A 24,158-nucleotide genomic window follows, 5' to 3' on the forward strand; every position below is an offset into this window, starting at 1 on the left:
CTTCGTCACCATTGAAAAAAAATATAATCCAATGAAAACTAATTCTTTAAAAAACTATAAATATACCCTGTTGCTGTTGGTCCCTATGGTATTAACAGCGTGTTCCTCTGGACAATCAAAAGAGAGCAACGAAGGGAAGCCTGGTATTGAAAAAAGGGCAACTGACTCCCTCAATAATGATAATGGTAAAGGCGGAGCTACTGCTAAGGGATCTGGAACAGGTTTTGTGAAACCTGTTCTGGAACAACCAGTATATCAGCTGTCCTTGCCCGGTGAACTGAAGCCTTATGAAGAGGTACTGGTGTATCCAAAAGTAAAGGGATTTGTGAAGAAAATCTTCGTAGATCGTGGTACTAAAGTAAAAAAAGGGCAATTGCTAGCAGTTTTGGAGGCTCCAGAAATCGCCCAGCGTTATCAGTCGGCTAAATCTGATGAGCAAAAGTCTTATGAAGATTATCTGTACAGTCGCCAGAGTTATGACCGTTTAAAGAAAGCAGCAAGCAAATCCGGGGCGGTGGCAGCTATAGAGTTGGATAAGGCCTGGAGTAAGCTAAGAAGCGACAGTGCGGCCTATGCAGCTATCAAATCTAATACCCGTATCTCTGATCAGTTACAACAATATTTAAACCTTAGAGCGCCTTTTGATGGTACGGTAATGGAGAAAAATGTTTCTGTTGGCGCATTGGTTGGAGAGAACAGTGCAACTCCCTTGTTTTCGATTGTTCAGAATGATCGACTTAGGTTAACAATTGCGGTTCCTGAGAAACATAGTCGTGCGATTTCAAAAGATACCAAAGCTTCTTTTACGGTGAGCGCTTTACCGGGCAAGGTATTTCATGCTTCCCTGTCTAGAAATGCTTCTTTTTTACAGCAAAAATTGAGGTCGGTGACGGCCGAATTTGATGTACCCAATAAAGACGGACAGTTAGGGGGAGGAGAGTATGCACAAGTCAAACTGGATATGCGCAGGCCAGAACCTACCTTTTGGTTACCCGCTTCAGCGGTAGTACAGGCACAATCAGGAGTGTTTATTCTGAAATTAGAAAATCAGGTTATTAAAAGGGTTCCGGTGATGATCGGAACTCGCAAAGGCGCATTAATGGAAGTATTTGGCGACTTAAACGTGAATGATCAGGTCTTTAAAAAAGGAAGCGAAGAGCTGAAGGAAGGAGAGCGGCCATAAACAGCTATTTAAATATTTCTTTAAATCGCGGGGAGGCCCGCGATTTAATTGATTACAGCTAAAATTAGTTGTGCATACTGTGCAATTTATTATACACAACACAAAATATTTATTTGTTAACTACACTTTTTGTTATTTTTATGTTAGATTCGTTTTTCAACAACTAACCAAATTTCTAACCAGACTGTGAACGCTAACCATTCAACTTCGGACGATGGACTCATGCTACGCCTTAGGCAAGGTGATGAGCTGGCTTTTACAGAAATTTACAACCGGTACTGGGACAAACTCTATTACATTGCGCACAAGCTTTTAAAAGATCAGGAAGCAGCAGAAGGAATTGTTCAGGATGTTTTTCTGATGATCTGGAAAAAAAGGGAAGGGTTAAATATGGAATGTATCCCATCCTACCTTGCAGCGATGACCCGTTACGCAGTCTTCCGTTACCTCTCCAAAGAAAAACGCTCTAAACAACAGGAAAATATTGTGGGGCTCTTAACTGCCAATGCCACTTCAGAAATTGATATCGACCATAAAATTCTATTAGAAATTATTACCCAGTTGTCGAATAAGTTACCCGAAAAATGCCGCCTGGTATTTCAATACAATAAATTGCAGGACCAGTCTCTTGCCGAGGTTGCTGCTCAGCTTAACATGTCTCAAAAAACTGCAGAGGCTCACCTCACCAAAGCGCTTCGTATCATCAGGTCTAATGTGGGGGATGTACTTCATTTCCTTGTTGTGCTGTACATGATGATCGTGTTCCGTTAATTTCCTTCAACGGTTTAATTAATTTTTCTTTTCCTTGCCATTCAATAATTCAAAGTTCCCTACACAGCGATGTCTTTTCTGTAGGATCTTTTTAGGACAAGTCATATTCCTTTTTCTATAAATACAGGCTAAGAATCTTTTGTTAAAAAATATTTTTTTTAGACTAAGGGTGTTTTGTTTCCAGTAGACTCTATAAGAGAAATGAGGGTTATTAAATTCAGATGAATAGAAACGAACTGAAAATATTGGCACAAAAATATCTCGCCGGAGAAGCTAGTGCTGAAGAAAAAGCACTGCTTAATCAATGGTATGATGCCGCTGATCAGGGATGGTTGGAAAAAGTCGATACTAAAACACCAGAAACTGAAGAAGAGGTGAAGCAAAGACTTTTTGAGAACCTAAAAAGTAAGGGGTTCTTAAATGTGAAGCCCATGGAGGTTCCTGTTAAAAAGCAATTTTCTATTCGCAGTTTGATGTTTAAAATAACTTCAGCGGCGGCTGTACTGGCTCTGGTATTTTTTGGCTGGCAGCTGGGTGTTGACCAGTTCGACCAGGTAAATAAAAAAATGGTGAATGTTCCAGGAAATAAAATCATGGAACTCCTATTGCCAGATGGTTCTAAGGTATGGCTGAGTTCCGGCTCTGTCTTCAAATATCCAAAAAAGTTTAGTAAAGCAAATCGTACCGTGGAGTTGATTGACGGGCGTGCTTTTTTTGAGGTAAAGCATCAAAAGAGTCAACCTTTTATTGTAAAAACCAATAGCCTGAATGTGGTGGTTTTAGGGACTTCATTTGATGTTCGTGCTTATAAAAAAGAAGGCAGTACAAAAGTGAGTGTCGTAACCGGAAAGGTAGGCATTACTTTAAAAGGTCCGGAAGAAAAGCCGGCGGTGATGCTGCTTCCTAAGCAGCAAGTCGTACTGAGTGACATTCAAAACCACCTGATTAAAGCAAAAGCACCTGAAATCGCTGTAAATGCCTGGTGTAACAGCAAGCTTGTCTTTGAGCAGGAAACGCTGGCCAATGTATTTAGCGTATTAGAGAAAAAATATAAAGTCAAAATAATTGCAGAAGACCCATCGCTGTATGAGGAAAGGATTTCTATTACCCTTGGAGATCAGCATTTATCAGAGATCATGTTTATGCTAGGATTCACAAAACATTTCAAATATCATATCGCCAATGATCGGATAACCATTAAGTAAGATCTTCCTGCTTAGTAGCTAAGAAAGGAAAAACCGGGAACATGAATATGCTCCCGGAATAAGGTAGCCACTGTGTACATGCTTGAGACCCATAGACAGTAGGCTGTAGTCTAAAAAATTAAACCAAAACAAATATGATAAATTTTTACGGCAAAGTATTGCCTATACTCCGAAAATGCATGCGCATTTCTACAATTATTATTGGCATACAAGTGTGTTTTTCTACACTATTGATGGCTAGCCCCACAAAAGCCCAGGAAATGAGCTTTAAAGTGGTAAAAGCTAGCGTTAAACAAATCTTTAAAAAGATTGAACAACAGGCAAATGTGACCTTCGTATATGACGAAGAAGTTCTGGGTAGCCTGCCCAACCTTACCCTTAATTTTAAGAATGAACAACTGGCTGATGTTTTAGCGAAGCTTCGCGAGAAAACACAGTTAGAATTCCGTCTGGTTGGAAACTACGTTGGCGTAGCAGAAAACATAGCAAGTATGCCAAATTTGAGCATGTCGTCGGCAGCAAACGCCAACCGCATTAAGATCAATGGTGTGGTAAGAGATGCGACCGGACAGCCTTTAATTGGGGTGAGTATTTTACTGAAAGGAACACAAATCGGCGCAAGCACCAATACAAATGGTCAGTTTGTGATCGATGCCAATATAGGTGATGTTTTAGTAGTTAGTTACTTAGGTTATATTACTAAGCAAGTTACGATTACTAGTCCTTCATCGTTAAACATCCTATTGGATGAAGATTCAAAATTATTAAGTGAGGTTGTCGTGACCGCATTAGGTATTAAGAAAGAAAAAAGAGCTTTGGGTTACGCTGTAACGGAAGTAAAAGGGGATGACCTAACGCAAGCGAGAGAACAGAACGTGATCAACTCTTTAGTGGGTAAAGTTGCCGGATTAAACGTGAACTCTATTGCGGGTGGTGTTGGTGCCTCTTCCAATGTGATTATCCGTGGGGTATCCAGTATTTCACAGACTAATCAGCCATTGTACGTTGTGAATGGTATTCCGATGGAAAATAAACCAAACTCGGCACCTGGAAATCAATACGATAACGTTCCAGATCTTGGAGATGCAATTGGTAACCTTAATCCAGATGATATTGAAACCATTTCTGTATTGAAAGGTGCAGCAGCTTCGGCGTTATATGGTTCAAGAGGTAAGGCAGGTGTCATCCTGATCACTACCAAAAGCGGTAAAGGAAACTCAATTGAATTCAATTCCAACTATGTACTGGAAAAGGTAATTGACCAGACTGATTGGCAGTACGTGTATGGAAATGGTTCAGATGGCATCAAACCAACAACGGCAGCACTTGCTTTTCAGGCAGGTCAGGCAAGTTGGGGCGCCAAATTAGATGGCAGTAGCGTTGTGCAGTTTGATGGCGTTTCCCGTCCTTATGTTGCGCAAAAGAATAATATTAATAATTTTTTCAGAACAGGATCAACTGCTACTAATACCCTGGCTTTTAATAAAAGTTTTGAAGGTGGATCTATCCGTTTTTCGGGTAGTGATCTGACCAATAGAGCAATTACTCCAGGATCGGGATTGAACAGACAATCTTTTAACCTGAATGGGAACTACAATATCAATAAACACCTTACGGTTGATGCAAGAGCAAATTACATCCTTGAACAAGCTAAAAACCGTCCTTTTTTAAGTGATGGTGCTGGTAATGCGAGTTACAACGTAACCTTATTGCCAACCAGTTTAGATGTATTGACTTTAAAAAAGGCAGTTAAAGAGAATGGTTCAGAATATGCTTATTCTTCTAATGCTTTTGCTACAAACCCTTATTTTGCAGCTACAAAATTTATTAACAATACTAAAAGAGAACGTTTACTATCTTCTGTAAGCCTTCGTTATAACTTTGATAATGGTGCCTTTCTTCAAGGTCGTGCGGGACGTGATGCTTATACGGATCGTTATACTCAGGTTGTGCCTACAGGAACGGCCTATCGTCCAAATGGTTCAATTCAAGAATCTACTACCAAATTCTCTGATATCAATGTTGATGTGTTAACCGGTAAATCATTTCAGATTAATGACTTCACTATTAACCCAAATATTGGCGGTAGTTACAGAAGAACAAAATCGGAGCTGTTTACCTTGAATGGAAATGATTTCGTTATTCCTTTTCAATATGTAATCAATAATGCAAAAATACACCAGGCACCAACTTACAGACCTAGTGAATCAGAAGTGGCTTCCATCTATGGTACTTTAGATTTAAGTTATAAAAACTACCTTTATTTAAGTGGATCGATTCGTAACGATTGGTTCTCTACCCTGGCTACTCCAGGTAAAAACAATGCTTTGAATGCACTTTATCCTTCAGTAAATGGTTCATTCGTGTTCTCGGAATTTGTTAAAAACGACTGGTTAAGCTTTGGTAAACTTCGTGTAGGTTTTGCTCAAGTAGGACAGGCAACGGATCCATACCAGACACAATTGGCTTACAGCTTTAACAATGCCACTCTTAATGGTCGTCCTTTAGGATTAATTTCTAACCTTTATGTTCCGAATGAAGGCTTAAAAGCCTCTATCGCTTCAGAGTTTGAGATTGGTACAGATGTGAGAATGTTTAACAATCGCCTAACTGTCGATTTCACCTGGTACACTAAAACATCGAAAGATGAGATTGTACAGGCTCCGGCTTCTTTAACTGCTGGATATGGTGGTGCAATCCTGAATATCGGGGAATTAAGAAACAGAGGTATTGAGGCCTTAATTAGTGGTATTCCTGTACAAACAAAAAACTTCCGCTGGACAACCTCTATCAACGGATCGGTTAATGATAATACTGTAGTTTCATTGGCTCCTGGACAATTGAACCTGCCTGGTGCAACTTCCCGTACTGGTGCTGCGTTTACACAACAGATTGTTGGAAAACCTTTCGGTCAGATCATGGCATTTGATTATAAATATGATGCCAATGGAAAAATTGCCATAGGTACTAATGGTATCCCGTTAAGAGGAGAATTGAAAGCTTATGGTAGTGCTTATGCGAAATATGTAGGTGGATGGAATAACGAATTCTCTTATAAGGCGTTCAACTTCTCCTTCATGATCGATGGTAAATTTGGAGGAAAAATTTACTCTGCAACAGATTCTTATGCCTATACTTTTGGATTACATAAAGGAACATTGGAAAATCGTGAGGCTTTAGGTGATGTTGCTGATACTTATTATACCACATTGGCAGATAATGTATCCAGTATTTTTGTTCAGAGCGCCGACTTCATCAAATTCCGTCAGGTGATGGCTGGTTATACCTTCCCTGGTAAAATGTTCAATAATGTAATTAAAGGAGCAACGCTGAGCTTTGTTGGCCGTAACTTATTTTACATCAGCAAAAAAACGGATAACATAGATCCTGAATCTGATTATACCAATAATGCTAAAGGATTAGAATTGGGTGGTGTTCCTGCGAGCAGAACCTTCGGTTTAAACCTAAGTGTGAAATTCTAAAATTAGCTGACAAATAACAAAATTCTATATGAACCCTGCAGCAATCAGGCCGGTTTCATGAACGATATAAAAAAAGATTCTGATGAAAAAGATATTTAAATACAGCACAATGGCAATCATTTGCCTGACGCTTGCTTCAAGTTGCAGAAAAGATTACGATAAGATTAATACCGATCCGTCTACCTATAATCCAAAAACCTTTAATCCTAATTTTTTGCTGACCAGCGCACAGCTTGGTTACTCAGGGAGTGTGGATCTTGGTTATGATACCTGGAGAGCAAATTTGATCTATTGCTCCACCATGATGCAAGGTTTATCATCTGTGATCAATTATTGGGCAGGTGATAAGTATAATCTAAATCCTGGTTATACGGCTGCTTATTGGGGCTTTTCTGCCAATACTATTACCAGCGGTGATGGTGCTTATCCAGAGCAAGTGAGGATAATAGTGGATTTATTAGCCAATACTAAGGGTAAACAAGAATATAAAAATCTATACCAGATCTCCAGGATCATGAGGGCATTGATCTTTCAACGCATTACAGATCTTTATGGTGATGTGCCTTATTCTCAAGCTGGACTAGGCTTCCTGGAAAAGAACTATAAGCCGAAATATGATAAGCAAAAAGACATTTATATGGATATGCTTAAAGAAGTAACCGAGGCGGTAGCAGCATTGGATCCTACAGCGGATAAACCAGCTGCTGATGTATTCTATAGTGGTAATACAGAGAAATGGAAACGTTTTGGAAATACTTTGATTCTTAGGATGGCGATGCGTTTAAGTAAAATTGATCCTGCAACTTCACAGAATTATGTGAATCAGGTAGTCGGTAAAACGATGATCGATAATGACGACAATGCCTTTATCATGGGAGATTTGAGTGGTGGTAGAACTACAATGAACAGAAATTCTCAGGTTTTATCTGGTGATGGTGGGCAAGAGCAGTTTTTCATCAAATGGTCTAAATCTTTTATTGATCAACTTAAAGGAAATGCTGATCCTCGCTTAGGAGTAATTGCCGTAACGAATTTATTCGCAGATAAGGATACCAAAGACCAGAACCTAAACCCAAATAGAAATCCTGCAACACAAAAAGGAATGCCTAATGGAAAAGACCAGAGTCTTGTTGCCGGTCTAGGAATTACACTGGATCCTTCTTTTACTGCTTTTATCGATTATTCTTCTCCAAGTCCGGCATTGATCAAGAAAAACGGACCTACTTTCGTATTGACTTATGCTGAATCTGAATTGTTGCTGGCTGATGCCGCTCAACGCTTTGGTATTGCAGGAAGTGCAGCTGATCATTACCGTAAAGGGGTAGTAGCAGGTATTACATTTCTTAAGCAGTATGATGCCGCAGCTGCGATTACTGAAACGGTAGCTAATGCTTATGTAGATGCACATCCTTATAACCCAGCAAATGGTTTGGAGATGATCAACACTCAATATTGGGTATTAAACAATACCAAGCTTGATTTTTATGAGTCTTGGGCAAACTGGAGAAGAACAGGTTTTCCTGTGTTGACTCCGGTTGTTTATCCTGGAAATGCAACAAATGGTACTATCCCAAGACGCTTCCCTTATCCGGTAACCGAGGCCGCTACTAATTCAGAGAATTACAATGCTGCGATAGCTGGTATTCCTGGTGGTGATTTACTGACCTCCAGAGTATGGTGGGATAAGCAATAATTGTTAATTACGCTCTTGAATGAAATCCCTGCTTCGGCGGGGATTTTTTTGTTTAGAAAAAGCTGTAAAAAAGGAAAACGGGAGCAAGTCCTCCGACTCACCCCCGTTTAAATTAACGCTCTCAAGGACAAATGTAGAAATAATTCTTTTCTTAGAAAATCAGAATTTAAATTATTGAATTGAGATTACAATTTGATGGCTAGCTACATAGCTCGAAAAGCAGTGTGAATACAGTAATTTGAGGCTTATTCCTTAAAAATAAGGGTTTTGACAAAAACGCTGAACTTTCTGACAATTTCACAAAGTTTTTTAACATGGGTAATAATTCAATTGATCTGTTATAAATATGCTGGCTGGCCTAGGCTATTTGTTCAGGAATAAAGGCTGTTTTATTTTTTTTATCTATTCATTTGGATTAAATCTAAATAATAACAACCTTTGTATATCAACAAGGTTCAATACATGCAAAAGACAGCTATCGCATCTCCAATCCATTTTGAAGAAGTATTTAGTACAACTAAAGGTTCAATTTATCAATCAGACAGTGAGAACTGCTGGTATATAGATTTTGCCGGAAAACTTGCCCGTTTTGATTACCGTAATCTTTTGAAATTAAGAAAAGCAGTTTACCTGATTGATATCGAGAACATCCTGTTAACGAGCGATAAATCTGCAGACGTAGAAATTATCTTTATTTGTGCCTGTGACCATTGCTATGTATTGTCTTTAATCGAAATTATCGCTTTAAAGGAAATCTTACAAGGGGCTTTTGTGATGTTGGAACTGAACCACATCATCCAGGACCGTCTTTTTAGGCTACCAGCCTGATCTAATTAGAATTAGAATCTTTCCATATTGCCTTTAAATGCAGTATTGTTCATTTTTAGCCGTATTTTTGTTATCAACAATAGGAATTAAATAAACAATATTATGAAAGATATCATGCGCGTAAAAAGTTCTATCTCCACAGATGTAGAGACACTTTTAAACCAACAGATTAAAAAAGAAGCCCTTTCCTCTTCGATCTATCTTTCTATGGCATCATGGTGTGCCCGCAATGGATATGACAATTCAGCGGATTATTTCTTTAAGCAAGCTGAAGAAGAAAGAATGCACCAATTGAAATTTTACAAATACGTTCTTGATATGGGTGGGATGGCAGTATCGCCAGAAGTGACTAATATCAAGTTAGAATATAACTCTTTCCGTGAAGTGTTTGAAGAAGCCTTAGAACAGGAAATCAGCGTAACGCAATCTATTAAAAACATTGCTGCACGTTGCCATAAAGAACATGATTATGTGACTTTAGAGTTCTTAAACTGGTTCTTCAAAGAACAACGTGAAGAAGAATTTAAAGCAAGACGTGCTGTAGAATTGTTCGACGTAATTGGCGAAGAAGGAACAGGAAGATGGCAGATTGACAAAAACGTTGGTCAGATCGTTTACACAGAAGGATAGTCTATAAAGATTAGCTTTTAAATAAAATTATAAAAGCACATGCGGATGTTAAAACATCACATGTGCTTTTTTTGTTATCAGATAAAACCTGGGGGATGTCAAAGAAGGGAAAAAACAAGAAAAAAGGCGATAAACAAGATAAAAAAGACAAGAAGAAAAAGGTTTGCTGCGAGAAATACCTGCGAGGGAAACGCTGCAAAAACTGTCCTAATGGCTAGATGATTTGTTTTCGGGAGGGGACGCTTTGTCATGAACAGCCTTCTTAGCCGCTTCAATATATTCAGAAGGAGTTTTAGAAAATTGCTTTTTAAACTCCCTACTGAAATACTTACGGTCGGAAAATCCAACCATATAACCAACCTCATACACCGTGTACCTATTTTGTAAGAGCAATTCAGCTGCTTTTTTCAAGCGGATAGACTTTGCAAAATCATTGACCGACAAATCTGTTAAAGCCTTAAGCTTTTTATATAGTACAGATTGGCTCATTCCTATTTTGTCGGCCATCAGCTCTACACCAAAATCTTCCTGCTCCATATGCGACTCTATAATCCCAATCAAGCGGGATAAGAACTGCTCGTCCTTAGGGTCGGCCATCAGCGGAGTAGATTCCATAACTAATCCCTTGCTGTATTTTTTGCGCATGTGCTCACGTGCAGTTAAAAAATTGCGTACCTGAAGTTGTAGGATTTTAGTGCTGAATGGTTTGCTGAGGTAAAGATCTGCTCCTTGGCTCAGGCCACTGATTTGATCCGTTTGGCTGCTCTTAGCGGTAAGCAAAAACACAGGGATGTGATTAGTCCTCTCGTCGGTTTTCAATTGATTACACAGCGTAAAACCGTCCATTTCTGGCATCATGACATCACTAATGATGAGGTCGGGGATTTCCAGGGTCGCCATTTCCCATCCTAACTTGCCATTTTCTGCCAAAAGAACCTGATAACTGCCTTCCAATGACTCTTTGATAAGGTTTCGAAGTTCGGAATTGTCTTCAACTATTAGAACGGTTGCTTTCTTCTGTTGATCAGACTGTGGGGTATCAGCTGTTGAAATATTCGCCTCCATAGCTAATGGAATAGAAGGTGTAACATTGGTGTCAGGCTGTCGTTTTGTTTCTAACTTTCCTGATTGCTGAGCTAACACCGTTTTTTGTTGTTCTGATAAATGTGCATTGCCCAATAACAAGTTCAATTCAAAACAGGTGAAACCAGCCTGGTTTTCTGCTCCGGGTAAACTACTCACTTCAATATTGCCTTTGTGCAATTCTACAATATGTTTAGAAAGCGCCAGTCCGATTCCATATCCGGTATTTTGGATGTGGTGGTCTTCTACCTGAAAATAATTCTCAAACAGTTGCGCCAGATATTTGGGCGCTATTCCTCTGCCAGTATCGCTGATACTTACTTTAAGATATTTCGATGTGGTTTTAATAGCTATGGCAATTCGGCCACCTTCTGGTGTAAACTTGAATGCATTGGAAAGTATATTGAAAAATACTTTTTCCAGTTGTTCTTTATCAAAGTAAAGGAGGATCGGGGATTGATCATATTGGATGCTGAAATCGATATTCTTTTTACTGGATAACTCTTCAAAGCTGCTATAGATCTCAGTGATAAAAGGGATAAAGTCCTGGGCAGCTACTTTTAGTTTTAAATTCTTTGTTTCTGCTTTTCTGAAATCCATCAGTTCATTCACTAGTTTCAGGAGACGATCTGCATTGTTTTTCACTTTGTTCAACTGTTGTTTAGTCGGACTATCCCCTTGTTGCCCTTCCAGGAGTTTTTCTATGGGTGCCATGATCAGGGTGAGGTGTGTACGGATTTCATGGGAGATATTGGTAAAGAAGTTTAGCTTGATCTGGTGGAGTTCTTCGTCTTTTAGTAAGAGGCCACGGAGGTAAAAAAAGCGGGTAATGAAGAATAGCATCATGCCAAAAATGAGCAGATAAATCCCGTAGGCCCACCAACTCTTCCAGAATGGCGGTAGGATTTTGATTTTCAGGCTAACAGGTTTGCTCCAGATGCCATCATTATTGGCACCTTTTACCCATAAAATATAATTTCCTGAAGCTAGGTTTGTATAGGTTGCTGCGGGGATGGTACTTTCAACCCAGTTTGCATTTATACCTTCCAATCGGTAGGCATATTTGTTTTTATTCGACTTAATATAGTTTAGCAGCGCAAATTCAATGGTAAAGATGTTTTGTTGGTAGGAGAATGTCAGGTGATCGCTAAAGCTGATATCCTGATGTAGTAAGCCATTTTTCGCATTAATTTTTACAGGTTCATTGAAAAGTTTTAAACCTGTAAATACCAATGGTGCCTGGTGACTATTCTTTTTTATTTCCTGTGGGGAGAAATAGCTGAGACCATTATAGCCTCCAAAGTAAAGCATCCCGTTTTTAGCTTTAAAAAAGGAGTTGTAATTGAATTCATCTCCGGCCAGGCCATCGCTGGTGGTATAGGTAAGAAAAATCTGCGATTCCGGGTTAAACCTGGCTAAGCCATTAGAGGTACTGATCCAAAGCAGTTGATCCTCATCTTCCAGAATTCCTACTACATTATCATTTGGCAAGCCGTCTACTGTGGTGTAATTCTTAACAAATTTCTTCTTGCTGGGGTCATATTTGCTAAGACCACCGTAATAGAGCCCCAGCCAGATATTTCCTTTTGAATCTTCCTGAATACAATTGATATAATTGGCATTGTTGTTTACGCTGTTACTTCCCTTAGGAAGTTTAAAAGATTGCAGTTGTTGCCTATCTGGCGAAAGGAGGAACAGGCCTTTGGTACTGGCAATCCAGATGTTTTGCTTTGAATCTTCGAACAGCACTTTGATATTGTTATTTCGGATGTTGTGCAACACAGGGAGTTCGGGATAAGGCTTTAACAGACCAGCTTCCTTGCTAAAGATGCGGATGCCACTCTGGCTACCGGTCCAGAATGCGCCTTTATGATCTTCCAGAAGGGCAACCAGCTCAGAACGGGTGATTTTGGTATTGTCTCCGTTGATGAGAAAGCGCTTGAAACTACGGGTATGTGGATCCAAAAGATTCAGCCCACCACCATGCGTACCTACCCAGATATCGCCTCCTTTATCCTTGTAAATCACTTTCACCAAATCCGAACCCAGGCTTCCAGGGTCACTGGCCTTCAATTTATAAGTTGTAAACTGTTGTGTCTGACGGTTCATATGGTTGAGTCCACCACCTTCCGTTCCTATCCATAAGTTGTCATTTTTGTCGGCAATAATAGAGCTGATTACATTGTGGCTGATGCCGGCAAGTCGCTCATTATACTGGATCGTTTTAAAACTGGTGTCATGCGCATAAGTTACGTTTACTCCTCCATAGTAGGTGCCAATCCAAAGGGAGCCACTATGGTCTTCATAGATACTATAAATAGAATTTTGGTTTAAACTGTGGTCAACAGATTTTAAATGTTGGTAGGTTTTAAATTTCTTGCGTATCGGATCCAGGATGCTAAGTCCTTCTTGTGTTCCGATACATAATTCGCCGCTTTTGTTCTTAGACATCCGGCGAACGGAATTATGAACCAGTGAGTTCTTGTTACCTTCTTCATGAGAAAACCTTTGGAAGGTATTTGTTGCCGGCAGGAATAAGTTAATTCCAGCACTTTCGGTAGCTACCCATAAATTCTTTTGCGCGTCTTCGGTGATGGCGGTGACAGCATTCTCACTGAGGCTGTGCATTATTCCCGGTTTATGGCTAAAATGGGCGAGTTCTTTCAGGTGACCATTAAAGCTCAGTTTACTGAGTCCGGAATTGGTCCCAATCCATAAAAAGCCCTGATGATCTTCAAAAATACTTAGAACCTCCGAATTGGCGATGCCGATTTTAAGTCCTAGTTTATAAGTAGGAGTAAAGGTGTTGTTATTCCGGTTTGTTAGTAGATAAAGCCCAGTTCTCCCGGCAATCCATAGGTTTCCTTTATGGTCTTCATAGATCGCATTAACAGGCGCATATTGTTTGTTGTGCTTGTTGCCATCCAGATAGATCCTTTCAAAAGTGTTTTTTTTGGGATTGAATTTGTTTAGGCCATTGGCGGTACCGACCCAGAGTTCTTTTCTGCGGTCACTATGTAAAGCAGTGATATAATCGTCGGATAAGGTGCTGGAATCATTTGCGTTGCTTTTATACAACTGAAACTGATTGCCATCGTAACGGTTGAGTCCAAATCTGGAGCCAAACCACATGAATCCACGGCCATCCTGTGTGATGGCAAAGATGGAATTCTGAGACAGCCCATTTTCTGTCTTCAGGTGGTTGAAATTTAAATTTTGCCCACTACTGTATAACTGTGTCAGTAGCAGTGAAATAGTGAAAATAGTTTGCTTTATCATACCCCTATAATAAATCTGGTTAGGCTTGGTGGTGCTGAAGATTTTATCCCGCTTAAAAGTACCATTTCGATGGAGATTAAGTAGTCAATAAATGGATTATTGCCCATTATATCCATGTTAACGGGATTTTCACCCTAAAAAGAGTCATTTTTCACCCCCATGTTTTTTGGATTGCGTACAACTTTACGATAAACCAAATAAGTAGTTGTATCCCCAGACAACTCATAAACCAAAAAACCAAATATGAAGAAACCTTACTTAAAAGTAAAGGGAATGCAAGTGTATGGAAAGACTCTTTTTAAGGGGCTGATGATAGGCTTGTTTTTCCCGCTCTCTTTAACTGCCCAGCTTCAAAAGGGTGTTAAAGAAACGAACAGCTCAGCTGAAATCCCTGGCTTGCTCAAGGGAACAATCCAGACTATTTATGGCGAACCGCTTTTTGGCGTCTCTGTAAAAGACAAGAGTAGCGGAACTGTTGTGACCTCGGATAAGAATGGAAACTATTCTCTTTTGATCGATTCAGGAGAGGTTGCTGTTTTTACCTTAAAAGGATATCTGAGTCAGGAAATGACAGTGACTGGTACCAAATTGAACGTGGTATTGGCCGAATCTGAAAAACAACAAATAGTTGTCCAGCGACTTTACGATACCCAGAAAAAGCTGACCAGCATTCTTTCCAGCGAAAGTGTGTATACCAAAGACTTGTTAAGTTCGCCGGTAACGGCCTTAAACAATGCGCTTTCAGGAAGGCTTTCGGGATTATCTACCTTACAATCTACGGGACTTCCTGGATTAGATGCTGCGGGATATGCGCTAAGGGGACAAAATCCAACCATCATCGTGAACGGTATTCCAAGAGACCTAATTTCTATTGATTTTGATGAAATAGAATCGGTAACGGTACTTAAAGATGCTTTAGCTACAGGAATGTTGGGCCTGCGTAGTGCAGGTGGTGCTATTCTGGTTACCACTAAGAAGGGGGAGGCAGGGAAGCAAAAGATTTCCTTTACGGCACAAACCGGCTTGCAAAGTCCGGTGAACTTACCTAAACCATTAGACGCTTTTAATTACGCGACCCTGTATAACGAGGCTTTATTGAACGATGGTAAATTGCCGGTATATACCTCAGCCGATCTTGAGGCTTTTAGAATAGGGTCCGATCCGATGGGACATCCTAATGTAGATTGGTATAAAGAGATCTTAAAAGATAACGCACCCTTTACACGCTACAATTTAAATACTTCCGGTGGTGGAAATAACGCCAGATACTTCCTTGCCGTGGATTATCTGGATCAACAGGGCTTATTAAAAGCTTCGGATAAGAATACTTACAGTACAAATTCGGATTTCAAAAGATATATCGTTCGTACCAATATCGATGTGGATTTATCAAAAAACCTGATGGTGAATTTGAATTTGTTCGGAAGGATTGAAAATGGGAATTCGCCGGGTTCATTTGGTTCGGGTACTATAAACGGTCGCGAGGTGAACCTGAGGGTAAATAATATTTTTAACGCACTGGCAACGACGCCTAATGGTGCTTATCCGGTACGGAACCCTGATGGTTCTTTAGGAGGAAATAAAGATTTTACGAACAATATTTTAGGACAAAGTACACAGTCTGGATACACCTTAAGCTACGGCAGAGAGATGTCTGCAGATGTTTCCTTTAAGCGTACGCTGGATGATGTGACCAAAGGATTATGGCTGAAAGGTCTGGTGTCTTTCAACACCAATTTATCTGAGGTGACGAGCAGGGGCAAAACATTTGCCGTATATCAAGGACAGGAAGGGCCTACTGGTATTAATTATAAGCGTTTTGGTACTGACGGAACCATTGTAGCCGGTAAAAGTATCAATACCTATCAATACAAAAACTTCTATTCAGAACTTTCTGCTGGTTACGACAGAACTTTTGGCGATCACCATGTGAAGGCTTTGGTTAATGCGAATATTCAGAGTATTTATGTTGGGAGCGATTTGCCACTAAACTATCAGACTTTGGCTACTACTCTGGATTACGATTATAAGGGGAAATATCTTGCGGAGGTAGTGATGAGCTATAGTGGATTAAATCGTTATGCGGACAACAAAAGATTCGGCTTTTTTCCTGTCGCAGGACTGGGATGGAATATTGCTAAAGAAAACTTTATTGCTGACCATGTGAAATGGCTGAATACGCTGAAACTTCGTACTTCTTATGGTCGTACGGGTAATGGAGATCCGGGATACTTTGTGTATAACCAATATTTTGCTGATGGTGCAGGTTATTATTTCGGTGGTGGTTCAGGTACTTTTGTATATTCTGTTAAAGAGCTGACGTTGGCCAATGCGAACATTACATGGGAAAAAACCGACAAGTTTAATCTGGGTTTAGACCTGGGCTTGTTTAATGACAAACTGACTTTAACGACCGAGTATTACCACAATAAATACTTTGATTTGTTGCAGGTGAGGGGGAAAAACACTTCGATTATCGGCAATATTTATCCACAGGAGAATATTGGAACCACCAATTACAGCGGTCTGGATTTTACGGCCAGTTACCGCAATCACCTGAACAATTTCAATTACTATGTTTCAGGAAATCTCACAGCAAACAGTAAGATCATCAAATATCAGGATGAGGTGTTTCGCCAGTACGATTGGATGAAACGTACCGGACAGCGTACTGACCAGACTTTTGGTTACCAGGCAGATGGTTTTTACCAGAATGCGGCTGATATCGCGAGCAGTCCTAAAACCGAAGGTTATAACCCTGTTCCGGGAGATCTAAAATATAAAGACCTGAACGGTGATGGCATCATCAACCAGTTTGATCAGGAGGCTTTAAAAAACAACAAAGCGATTGTTTATTACGGATTGTCTTTTGGGTTTGATTTCAAAGGATTTGATTTCAGTGCGTTATTACAGGGTGCAGCAAACCGTATGATTTATTTATCGGGTGCTACGCAATGGGAATTCCAGAATGATGGAAAAGGACAGGCATTTGAGCACCACCTCGACAGGTGGACTCCTGAAACTGCCGCCACCGCTACTTATCCACGTCTTGGTATTGGTACTAATCCGAACAATCAGGCGATTTCTTCTTTCTGGTTGCGTTCGGGGAATTACCTGAGATTGAAAAATATGGAGGTTGGTTACACAGTTCCACAAAGATTGGTTGCAAAGCTTAAAATAGCTTCGATCAGGGTTTTTGCAAATGGAATGAACCTATTTACCATTTCTGATAACAAGGGTGTCGATCCGGAAGTTTACGGTACAGGTTATCCTGCGCTAAGAATTTTCAATGCTGGTATCAACATTAAACTATAATCTTATGAAACAATTTATATACATCATATTCGGCGGATTACTATGTTTAACCGCGTGTAAGAAAAATAATATTGAGCAAACGCCATTGGAACAATGGACTGATGATGTCATTTTTGATCCCAGTGATTCTTTGGGGAATTATGCTAAAAACTTCCTGAATGATACATATGTGCAATTGCCAACCGGTATTAATCGCATAGGAACTGTTTTTGGAAGTATAACCGCTAACGATATGTTAGATGCAGCAAGTGACGATGCCATTTCCTCGAAAAATGCGAGTAATATAGAAGGCTTTACCAATGGAAGGATCAGCAGTTCCAATACGATTGATGATGCCTGGGCAAGGAACTATGCGGGTATTAGAAGGGTAAATACCTATTTGGCCAATGTGGGCAAGGTGCCTTTCAAGGAAACGATGTTGGTAGAAAAGAACTACTGGTATGCGGAGAACCGCTTTTTGAGGGCGATGTTCTATTTTGAACTGTTAAAGCGTTATGGTGGTGTACCTTTATTGGGTGATAGAATTCTGACCTTACAGGATGATCTGGCCTTAAAAAGAAATACCGTGGATGAGGTGGCACAGTACATCTTATCGGAGCTGGAAGCAGTTAAAGATAAGCTGAGACCTAACCCAATCCAGGATTCAGACATTGGCCGTGCTTCCAAAGCAGCGGCACTGGCTTTAAAATCACGTTTGCTACTGTACCTGGCCAGTCCACTGTACAATCCAGGTAATGATCCTGCAAAATGGCTTGCCGCAGCAAATGCGGCAAAAGAGCTGATGAATTTAACGGGTACAATTGGTCTGGAAAGCAGTTTTCAGAACCTGTTTTTAAACCGTAAGAATAAAGAGGTGATCCTTGCTTACCAAAAGAATGTAAATACTACGGTAGAGGTAGATAATGCCCCGATTGGTTATACGGATGCGGTGGCGAGTAATGGACTAACCAGTCCGACGCAAGAACTGGTAGATGCTTTTGGCATGAAAAACGGAAAAGCAATTACCGATGTGGGTTCTGGTTATAGCACTGCTAATCCTTATGTAGGTCGTGATCCACGCTTTTACAGTACCATTTTCCACAATGGAATGATGTGGGTAAAACGTGCGGTACAAACTTTTGAGGGTGGACTTGATAAACCTGGAGGTATCGTTACCCAAACCCGTACCGGTTATTATGCACGTAAGTTTATGGCCGATTTCTCTACGGCAACCACTTACAGCAATCAGACCCACAATCCGGTGATCTTCCGCTATGCGGAAATCCTCTTGAATTTTGCGGAAGCACAGAATGAGTATAGCGGTCCTTCTACGGAAATACGAAAAGCGGTAGAAGACATCAGGCAACGTGCCGGTTTAGTGCCTTTTGCCTTGCCTGCGGGTCTTTCTAAAGATCAGTTACGCGAAGCGATCAGAAATGAGAGAAGGGTAGAAATGGCTTTCGAAGAGCAACGTTTCTGGGACATCAGAAGGTGGAAAATCGCCGAACAGGTATTGAATGGGAAATTGCATGGCATCAGGATCCTGCAAACCACGCCGGGGGTATTCACTTACACTCCTTTTGAAGTGTCAACGGTGACTTTCGATAAAACAAAGATGTACAGTTATCCGATTCCATATTCGGAGATCACCAAGAACATAAACTTAACACAAAACCCAGGTTGGTAAGCCCTCCCGGTTCATTTAAAATATACAGAAACAGGTTATGCAAAGATTTATATATATAACACTTGCAATGGTTTTTTTCCTTCCAGGGCTCATTTTTGCACAAGGCAAAGTGATCAAAGGTCTGGTAAAGGATAGCGGCGGGCCGCTTCCAGGGGCAACCATTACAGAGAAAGGAGTTGCCGGAAATGGCACTCAAACCGGGTCTGACGGTCGTTTTCAGTTGACTTTAAAAGGCAAGAGCAATATCATTGTGCTGAAGAGTCTCGGTTATCTGAGCCAGGAAGTCAATGTGGCCAATAAGCAGGATATTACCGTAAATCTTGCGGTAGATGCTAAAGGATTAGAAGAGGTGATTGTGGTTGGTTTTGGTAAACAAAAGAAGATTACCAATACAGGTGCCGTAAGTTCAATTAGCGGGTCGGAGATCAGACAAAATCCTTCTGCTAGTGTGCAGAATACCCTTGCTGGTCGTTTGCCAGGTTTCTTTTCACAGCAAAGATCCGGACAACCGGGAAAAGACGGAGCAGATTTCTTCATTCGTGGGATGAGTAGTTATACCCCCAATCAGCGTCCATTAATCATTGTAGATGACATCGAGTATAGTTATTCGGATGTTGCGCAACTGGATCAGAATGAAATTGAGAGTATCTCTATCCTGAAAGATGCGGCTACTACAGCCATCTATGGGGTAAAAGGAGCGAATGGCGTATTGGTGATCACGACCAGAAGGGGAACAGTTGGGCCACCAATTATCAATTTTAAAACTGAACTTGGCTTACAGCAAAAAACTTTTGATCCAGTGTTTTTAGGTTCCTATGATGCGGCAATACTGACCAATCAGGCTTTAAAAAACTCTGACCAGAGCTTACGTTTTACGGATAGGGACATCCAGCTTTTTAAAGACGGAACCGATCCTTATGGCCATCCTGATATCGATTGGTATAATACACTAATGGATCGTTCTTCCTTGATTTCCAGAAATAACCTGGACATTTCCGGTGGTACAGAAAGTGTGAAATACTTCGTTTCTATGGGCTACCTGTGGCAAAATGGGGCGCTAAAAGATTTCAGTTCAGCAAGTGAAGTGAACAGCAAGCATTATTATAAGCGTTATAATTTCCGTTCCAACCTAGATGTACAGGCCACAAAAACCTTAAATTTCCGGTTAGATATGACCGGCCGTTTTGGTGAAACCAATGATCCAATTACCAACAGTCCGAATGGAAATGGTCTGATCGGAGAAATCTACAGTTACAACTTCTTACCGCCATTTGCTTATGCAACATATAATCCGAATGGTAGTTATGCTACTGGTTCTAATTTGGGCGGTGTCAATATTATAGGTCGTTTAGCTACACAAGGCTACAACAGAGCCTATGATAACGATCTGAACATCACTTTTGGTGGTACTCAAAAACTGGATATGCTGACTTCAGGATTATCGGCAAAAGCGTTGATCTCTTATGCCAGTGCGCAGGTTAACACCAGAAGTTTAAGGCGGTCCAATACCAATTTCCCGATGTATTACTACAACCAGGAAACTGGCGTGTATACGCCAAAAGATGCTACAGTTTATCGTATTCCTCCATATAACATAACCGGCGGTGGAGGGGGGGCTTCCAGAACAACTAACGTTCAGGCTTCTTTAAACTACGATCGTAATTTTGGCGACCATCGCGTTTATGCTTTGGGACTGTATAACCAAAACAGTTATATTCAGAATGACAATGATGTAGCTGATTCCAGTATTCCTGCCAATTTTAGGGGAATGACCATGAGAACTGGCTATGATTACAAACAGAAATACCTTTTCGAGTTTAACGCTGCGTATAACGGAACGGATAAATTTGTAGGTAAAAAGCGATATGGTTGGTTCCCTGCTTTATCTGCAGGTTGGAATATTGCCGAAGAGTCTTTCTTCAAAAAAAGCATTCCTTTTATCAACCTGTTCAAAATCCGTGGTTCCTATGGATTGGTAGGTTCGGATAATATCGGTTCTGCGAAGTTCGTCTATGACCAGATTTATACTACTGATGGCTCTTATTCTTTCGGTCAGCAACACAATAATTATGTGGGAATTAAAGAAGGTGCATTAGGAAATGACAATATCACCTGGGAAAAAGAGAATAAAACAGATATTGGTTTAGATGTTTCTATGTTTGAAGGAAAGCTGTCTTTTACGGTGGATTACTTTAACAACAATAGGTATGATATTTTAACCGCCAGAGCCAGTGTTCCACTAATTATGGGTGTTGGCCTGCCGCCAATGAATATCGGTAAGGTAAACAACAAAGGTTGGGATGGAGAAATCAACTACAAAAACAACTATAAGGATCTGCAATATTTTGCCAGAGGTACCTTTTCTTATGCGAAAAACAAGATTGTGTTCAGGGATGAGGCCAATCCACGTTACCCTTGGTTAGCGAGAACCGGACAGCCTATCGGACAAGGATTCGGTTATGTGTTTGACGGCTATTACCAAAGTGCAGCCGACATTAGCAGTAGTGCAGTTCCAACGACTCCGGTTAAACCAGGTGATTTAAAATATAAGGACCTGAATGGGGATGGGATCATTGATGCATTGGATCAGCGCGCTATCGGTAGTCCGAATTTACCAAGTACGGTTCTGGGGCTGACCTTAGGATTTACCTACAAGAACTTCAATTTCAGTATGTTGCTTCAAGGTGCTTTTGATTACAGTATGTATTTTGCTTCGGAAGCGATCGAGCCATTATCGGCTAATTTCCAGCCGATTCACTTGCAGTCTTGGACACCTGAACTGGGTAATAATGCGAAATTCCCATTATTGGGTACCAACAACACGATTAGCCGTGCCAATGTTTCTCTTTCCGATTTCTGGTTAGTAGATGCGCAATACCTGCGTTTAAAATCAATGGAAATTGGATACCAGCTACCAAAGTCATGGGTAAAACCACTTGGTTTTAAAGGCATCAGGGTATATACTAATGGATATAACCTGATCACCTGGACTAACGTTGATAAGTTCTATCAGGCAGATCCGGAATCAACTAATACTTCTGGTTCCATCAATACAACCGGAGCGATTAGTGCTTATCCAAATCAACGCATCTATAATTTCGGTGTTACTTTCTCCTTATAACGATTAAAATCTCAAGACCATGAAGATAAAATTTATATACCTGGTGATGGCTGTGGTGCTGCTATCAGCTGGGGCTTGCAAAAAGGGAGGTTTCCTGGATGCAAAAATTGCCACCGACCTGAATGAAGCCACTACTTTTGCCGATAGTTCCCGCACGATTTCCTTTTTAACCAGACTTTATACCGACGTCGGATTTAATTTTGACGCCAATAGGTGGGAAGGTGGAGGCCACCCGGTAGTATCGGATGAAGCAGTACCGGTGCGCTATACTGGGCCGCAAAATGATGCGATCCTGATGGCCAGTGGAGCGCTCTCTGCCTCCAGTACCAATGTGAGCAAACAAGTCCAGGTGCTTAACAATTGGAAAACGCCATGGGAGAATATCCGCAGAGCGAATGTATTTCTGTTAAACATAGATAGGAGTCCGCTGAGTGCTGGTTTAAAGACAAGATTGAAGGCTGAAACCCGCTTTCTACGTGCCTGGTACTACTTTCAACTGGTAAAAGTATATGGTGGTGTGCCTTTGATTGGAGATGCGACTTTCGGAAATTCAGATAATATTGATATGCCACGGGCTAATTATAGCGATTGTGTAGACTATATTCTGAAGGAATGTGAAGCTGCGGCGGCAGATTTACCAGATTTCGATACGCAGCGGCAAGAAGACTATGGGCGTGTGACCAAAGGCGCTTGCATGGGGTTGAAATCGAGAATGTTACTGTATGCTGCCAGTCCACTGTTTAATGGCGGCGGAATTGCGACAGATGCTACTTTGAAAAACTTAACCGGTTACGCGAATGCAGATGCAGAACGTTGGAAAAAAGCTGCAGATGCCGCTAAAGACATCATCAATACAGGGACTTATTCTTTAAAGGAAGACAATGTAACCCGTATGGGCTATGGTTTTTACTCAGTGTTTTTAACACGCTACAACCGAGAGTATCTGTTTGGCGGAATGAAAGCGCCTAACCGTGAATATGAAAACAATTTATTACCAACTTCCAGAACAGGTTCTGGCAAGTCCAGCGCACCAACTCAACAGTTAGTGGATGCTTTTGGAATGGAAAATGGTTTGCCAATTACTGATCCTGCTTCAGGATATAACCCAAATGATCCGTATGTGAAACGAGATCCACGTTTTGGAAACAGCATCATTTATAATGGTTCGAAGTTTTTCCTGGGTAGCAGTAATGCGATGGTTGCAGTAAATACATTTCTTGGTTCTAGTCCTGATGGACCAATAGCTACGGGACCGATCACCATTCCAGGTTATTACTGGCGTAAAATGATGATGGAAGATGGCTCCGGAAACACGGAACGTTCTTATCCTTTAATCAGGTATGGAGAAATCCTGCTGAACTATGCAGAGGCTTTTAACGAATACCAAGGAGCAGTTCCTGAGGTATACAGCACTTTAATCCAGATCAGAAAACGTGCAGGTATTTTACCTGGTGCAGATGGTAATTATGGCCTTAAGTCTAATATCAGCAAAGCTGATATGCGGTTGGTGATTCAGAATGAGCGTCGTGTGGAACTGGCACTGGAAGAACACCGAATTTGGGATGTGAGGAGATGGAAAATTGCTGAAGTAACCGATAATGTGATGTTAAAAGGCATGAAAATCACTAAAACAGGGAATAATCTGACTTATGAAGTGATCGATCTGAAACCACATTTTTTCAGAGCTGCATTTTACCTGTTCCCAATTCCGGAGACTGAGCTTGCAAAGTCGCCTAAGCTTGTCCAGAATCCAGGTTGGTAGGTTTGCAACATTGCGTTGTAAGGAGCTTTTAAGCTTAAAATAAATGAAAGAGACGGGGGAAATGGCCTCGTCTCTTTTTAGTACTTTAACCGCAAAAAAATAATTTAAAATAAACAGATCCCCGGGTCTGTTATACCCTT

13 protein-coding genes are annotated in these 24,158 nt (G+C 40.7%); 12 read left to right on the forward strand and 1 reads right to left on the reverse strand.

Going from position 1 to position 24,158, the window contains the following annotated elements:
• Positions 1-31 precede the first annotated feature (31 nt).
• The 8 genes from R2S10_RS16675 to R2S10_RS16710 all read left to right on the forward strand — a co-directional run bounded on the left by R2S10_RS16675 (position 32) and on the right by R2S10_RS16710 (position 10,010).
• Complete coding sequence (locus tag R2S10_RS16675; protein WP_316841554.1) at positions 32-1,183, forward strand: efflux RND transporter periplasmic adaptor subunit; 1,152 nt, start codon at positions 32-34, stop codon at positions 1,181-1,183.
• 186 nt (positions 1,184-1,369) lie between these two features.
• Positions 1,370-1,954 (forward strand): RNA polymerase sigma factor, encoded by a 585-nt coding sequence (locus R2S10_RS16680; protein ID WP_316841555.1) that lies wholly within the window; start codon positions 1,370-1,372, stop codon positions 1,952-1,954.
• Between the two features lie 221 nt (positions 1,955-2,175).
• Positions 2,176-3,159: a FecR family protein gene (locus tag R2S10_RS16685; RefSeq protein ID WP_316841556.1), complete on the forward strand. Its 984-nt coding sequence runs from the start codon at positions 2,176-2,178 to the stop codon at positions 3,157-3,159.
• A gap of 134 nt (positions 3,160-3,293) precedes the next feature.
• Entirely contained in the window at positions 3,294-6,641 is a 3,348-nt protein-coding gene (locus tag R2S10_RS16690) for a SusC/RagA family TonB-linked outer membrane protein (RefSeq protein ID WP_316841557.1), read from the forward strand.
• An 82-nt stretch (positions 6,642-6,723) separates the two neighbouring features.
• A complete protein-coding gene (locus tag R2S10_RS16695) occupies positions 6,724-8,334 on the forward strand; it encodes a SusD/RagB family nutrient-binding outer membrane lipoprotein (protein WP_316841558.1) in 1,611 nt (536 codons plus the stop codon).
• 462 nt (positions 8,335-8,796) lie between these two features.
• Positions 8,797-9,162 carry a hypothetical protein gene (locus R2S10_RS16700; protein WP_316841560.1) on the forward strand — a complete coding sequence of 122 codons (366 nt, stop codon included), beginning with the start codon at positions 8,797-8,799 and terminating at the stop codon, positions 9,160-9,162.
• A gap of 102 nt (positions 9,163-9,264) precedes the next feature.
• The gene (locus tag R2S10_RS16705; protein WP_316745965.1) at positions 9,265-9,792 is read left to right on the forward strand and encodes a ferritin; all 528 of its coding nucleotides are present in this window, start codon (positions 9,265-9,267) and stop codon (positions 9,790-9,792) included.
• Between the two features lie 95 nt (positions 9,793-9,887).
• Positions 9,888-10,010 carry a hypothetical protein gene (locus R2S10_RS16710; protein WP_316841561.1) on the forward strand — a complete coding sequence of 41 codons (123 nt, stop codon included), beginning with the start codon at positions 9,888-9,890 and terminating at the stop codon, positions 10,008-10,010.
• Here R2S10_RS16710 and R2S10_RS16715 read toward each other — a convergent pair.
• Positions 10,000-14,154: a two-component regulator propeller domain-containing protein gene (locus R2S10_RS16715; protein WP_316841562.1), complete on the reverse strand. Its 4,155-nt coding sequence runs from the start codon at positions 14,152-14,154 to the stop codon at positions 10,000-10,002. The genes R2S10_RS16710 and R2S10_RS16715 overlap by 11 nt on opposite strands.
• A gap of 243 nt (positions 14,155-14,397) precedes the next feature.
• Between R2S10_RS16715 and R2S10_RS16720 the strand changes: the two genes are divergently transcribed.
• From R2S10_RS16720 to R2S10_RS16735, 4 genes are read left to right on the forward strand one after another with little or no spacing between them, the layout of a single operon-like run.
• Positions 14,398-17,469 (forward strand): TonB-dependent receptor, encoded by a 3,072-nt coding sequence (locus R2S10_RS16720; protein WP_316841563.1) that lies wholly within the window; start codon positions 14,398-14,400, stop codon positions 17,467-17,469.
• Positions 17,470-17,473: 4 nt separating this feature from the next.
• Positions 17,474-19,135 (forward strand): RagB/SusD family nutrient uptake outer membrane protein, encoded by a 1,662-nt coding sequence (locus R2S10_RS16725; RefSeq protein WP_316841564.1) that lies wholly within the window; start codon positions 17,474-17,476, stop codon positions 19,133-19,135.
• A 37-nt stretch (positions 19,136-19,172) separates the two neighbouring features.
• Positions 19,173-22,256, forward strand: a complete 3,084-nt coding sequence (locus R2S10_RS16730) for a TonB-dependent receptor (RefSeq protein WP_316841565.1) — start codon at positions 19,173-19,175, stop codon at positions 22,254-22,256.
• A 19-nt stretch (positions 22,257-22,275) separates the two neighbouring features.
• Positions 22,276-24,018, forward strand: a complete 1,743-nt coding sequence (locus R2S10_RS16735) for a RagB/SusD family nutrient uptake outer membrane protein (RefSeq protein ID WP_316841566.1) — start codon at positions 22,276-22,278, stop codon at positions 24,016-24,018.
• Positions 24,019-24,158: the final 140 nt, after the last annotated feature.

It is taken from the genome of Pedobacter gandavensis (assembly GCF_032678745.1).
GTDB classification, from domain to species: Bacteria; Bacteroidota; Bacteroidia; order Sphingobacteriales; family Sphingobacteriaceae; genus Pedobacter; species Pedobacter gandavensis_C.

What these genes read in the sequence shown, in the direction of transcription:
- R2S10_RS16675 (WP_316841554.1), top strand. Translation starts at nt 32, where the DNA reads ATGAAAACTAATTCTTTAAAAAACTATAAATATACCCTGTTGCTGTTG.
- R2S10_RS16685 (WP_316841556.1), top strand. Translation starts at nt 2,176, where the DNA reads ATGAATAGAAACGAACTGAAAATATTGGCACAAAAATATCTCGCCGGA.
- R2S10_RS16690 (WP_316841557.1), top strand. Translation starts at nt 3,294, where the DNA reads ATGATAAATTTTTACGGCAAAGTATTGCCTATACTCCGAAAATGCATG.
- R2S10_RS16695 (WP_316841558.1), top strand. Translation starts at nt 6,724, where the DNA reads ATGAAAAAGATATTTAAATACAGCACAATGGCAATCATTTGCCTGACG.
- R2S10_RS16700 (WP_316841560.1), top strand. Translation starts at nt 8,797, where the DNA reads ATGCAAAAGACAGCTATCGCATCTCCAATCCATTTTGAAGAAGTATTT.
- R2S10_RS16705 (WP_316745965.1), top strand. Translation starts at nt 9,265, where the DNA reads ATGAAAGATATCATGCGCGTAAAAAGTTCTATCTCCACAGATGTAGAG.
- R2S10_RS16710 (WP_316841561.1), top strand. Translation starts at nt 9,888, where the DNA reads ATGTCAAAGAAGGGAAAAAACAAGAAAAAAGGCGATAAACAAGATAAA.
- R2S10_RS16715 (WP_316841562.1), bottom strand. Translation starts at nt 14,154, where the DNA reads ATGATAAAGCAAACTATTTTCACTATTTCACTGCTACTGACACAGTTA.
- R2S10_RS16720 (WP_316841563.1), top strand. Translation starts at nt 14,398, where the DNA reads ATGAAGAAACCTTACTTAAAAGTAAAGGGAATGCAAGTGTATGGAAAG.
- R2S10_RS16725 (WP_316841564.1), top strand. Translation starts at nt 17,474, where the DNA reads ATGAAACAATTTATATACATCATATTCGGCGGATTACTATGTTTAACC.
- R2S10_RS16730 (WP_316841565.1), top strand. Translation starts at nt 19,173, where the DNA reads ATGCAAAGATTTATATATATAACACTTGCAATGGTTTTTTTCCTTCCA.
- R2S10_RS16735 (WP_316841566.1), top strand. Translation starts at nt 22,276, where the DNA reads ATGAAGATAAAATTTATATACCTGGTGATGGCTGTGGTGCTGCTATCA.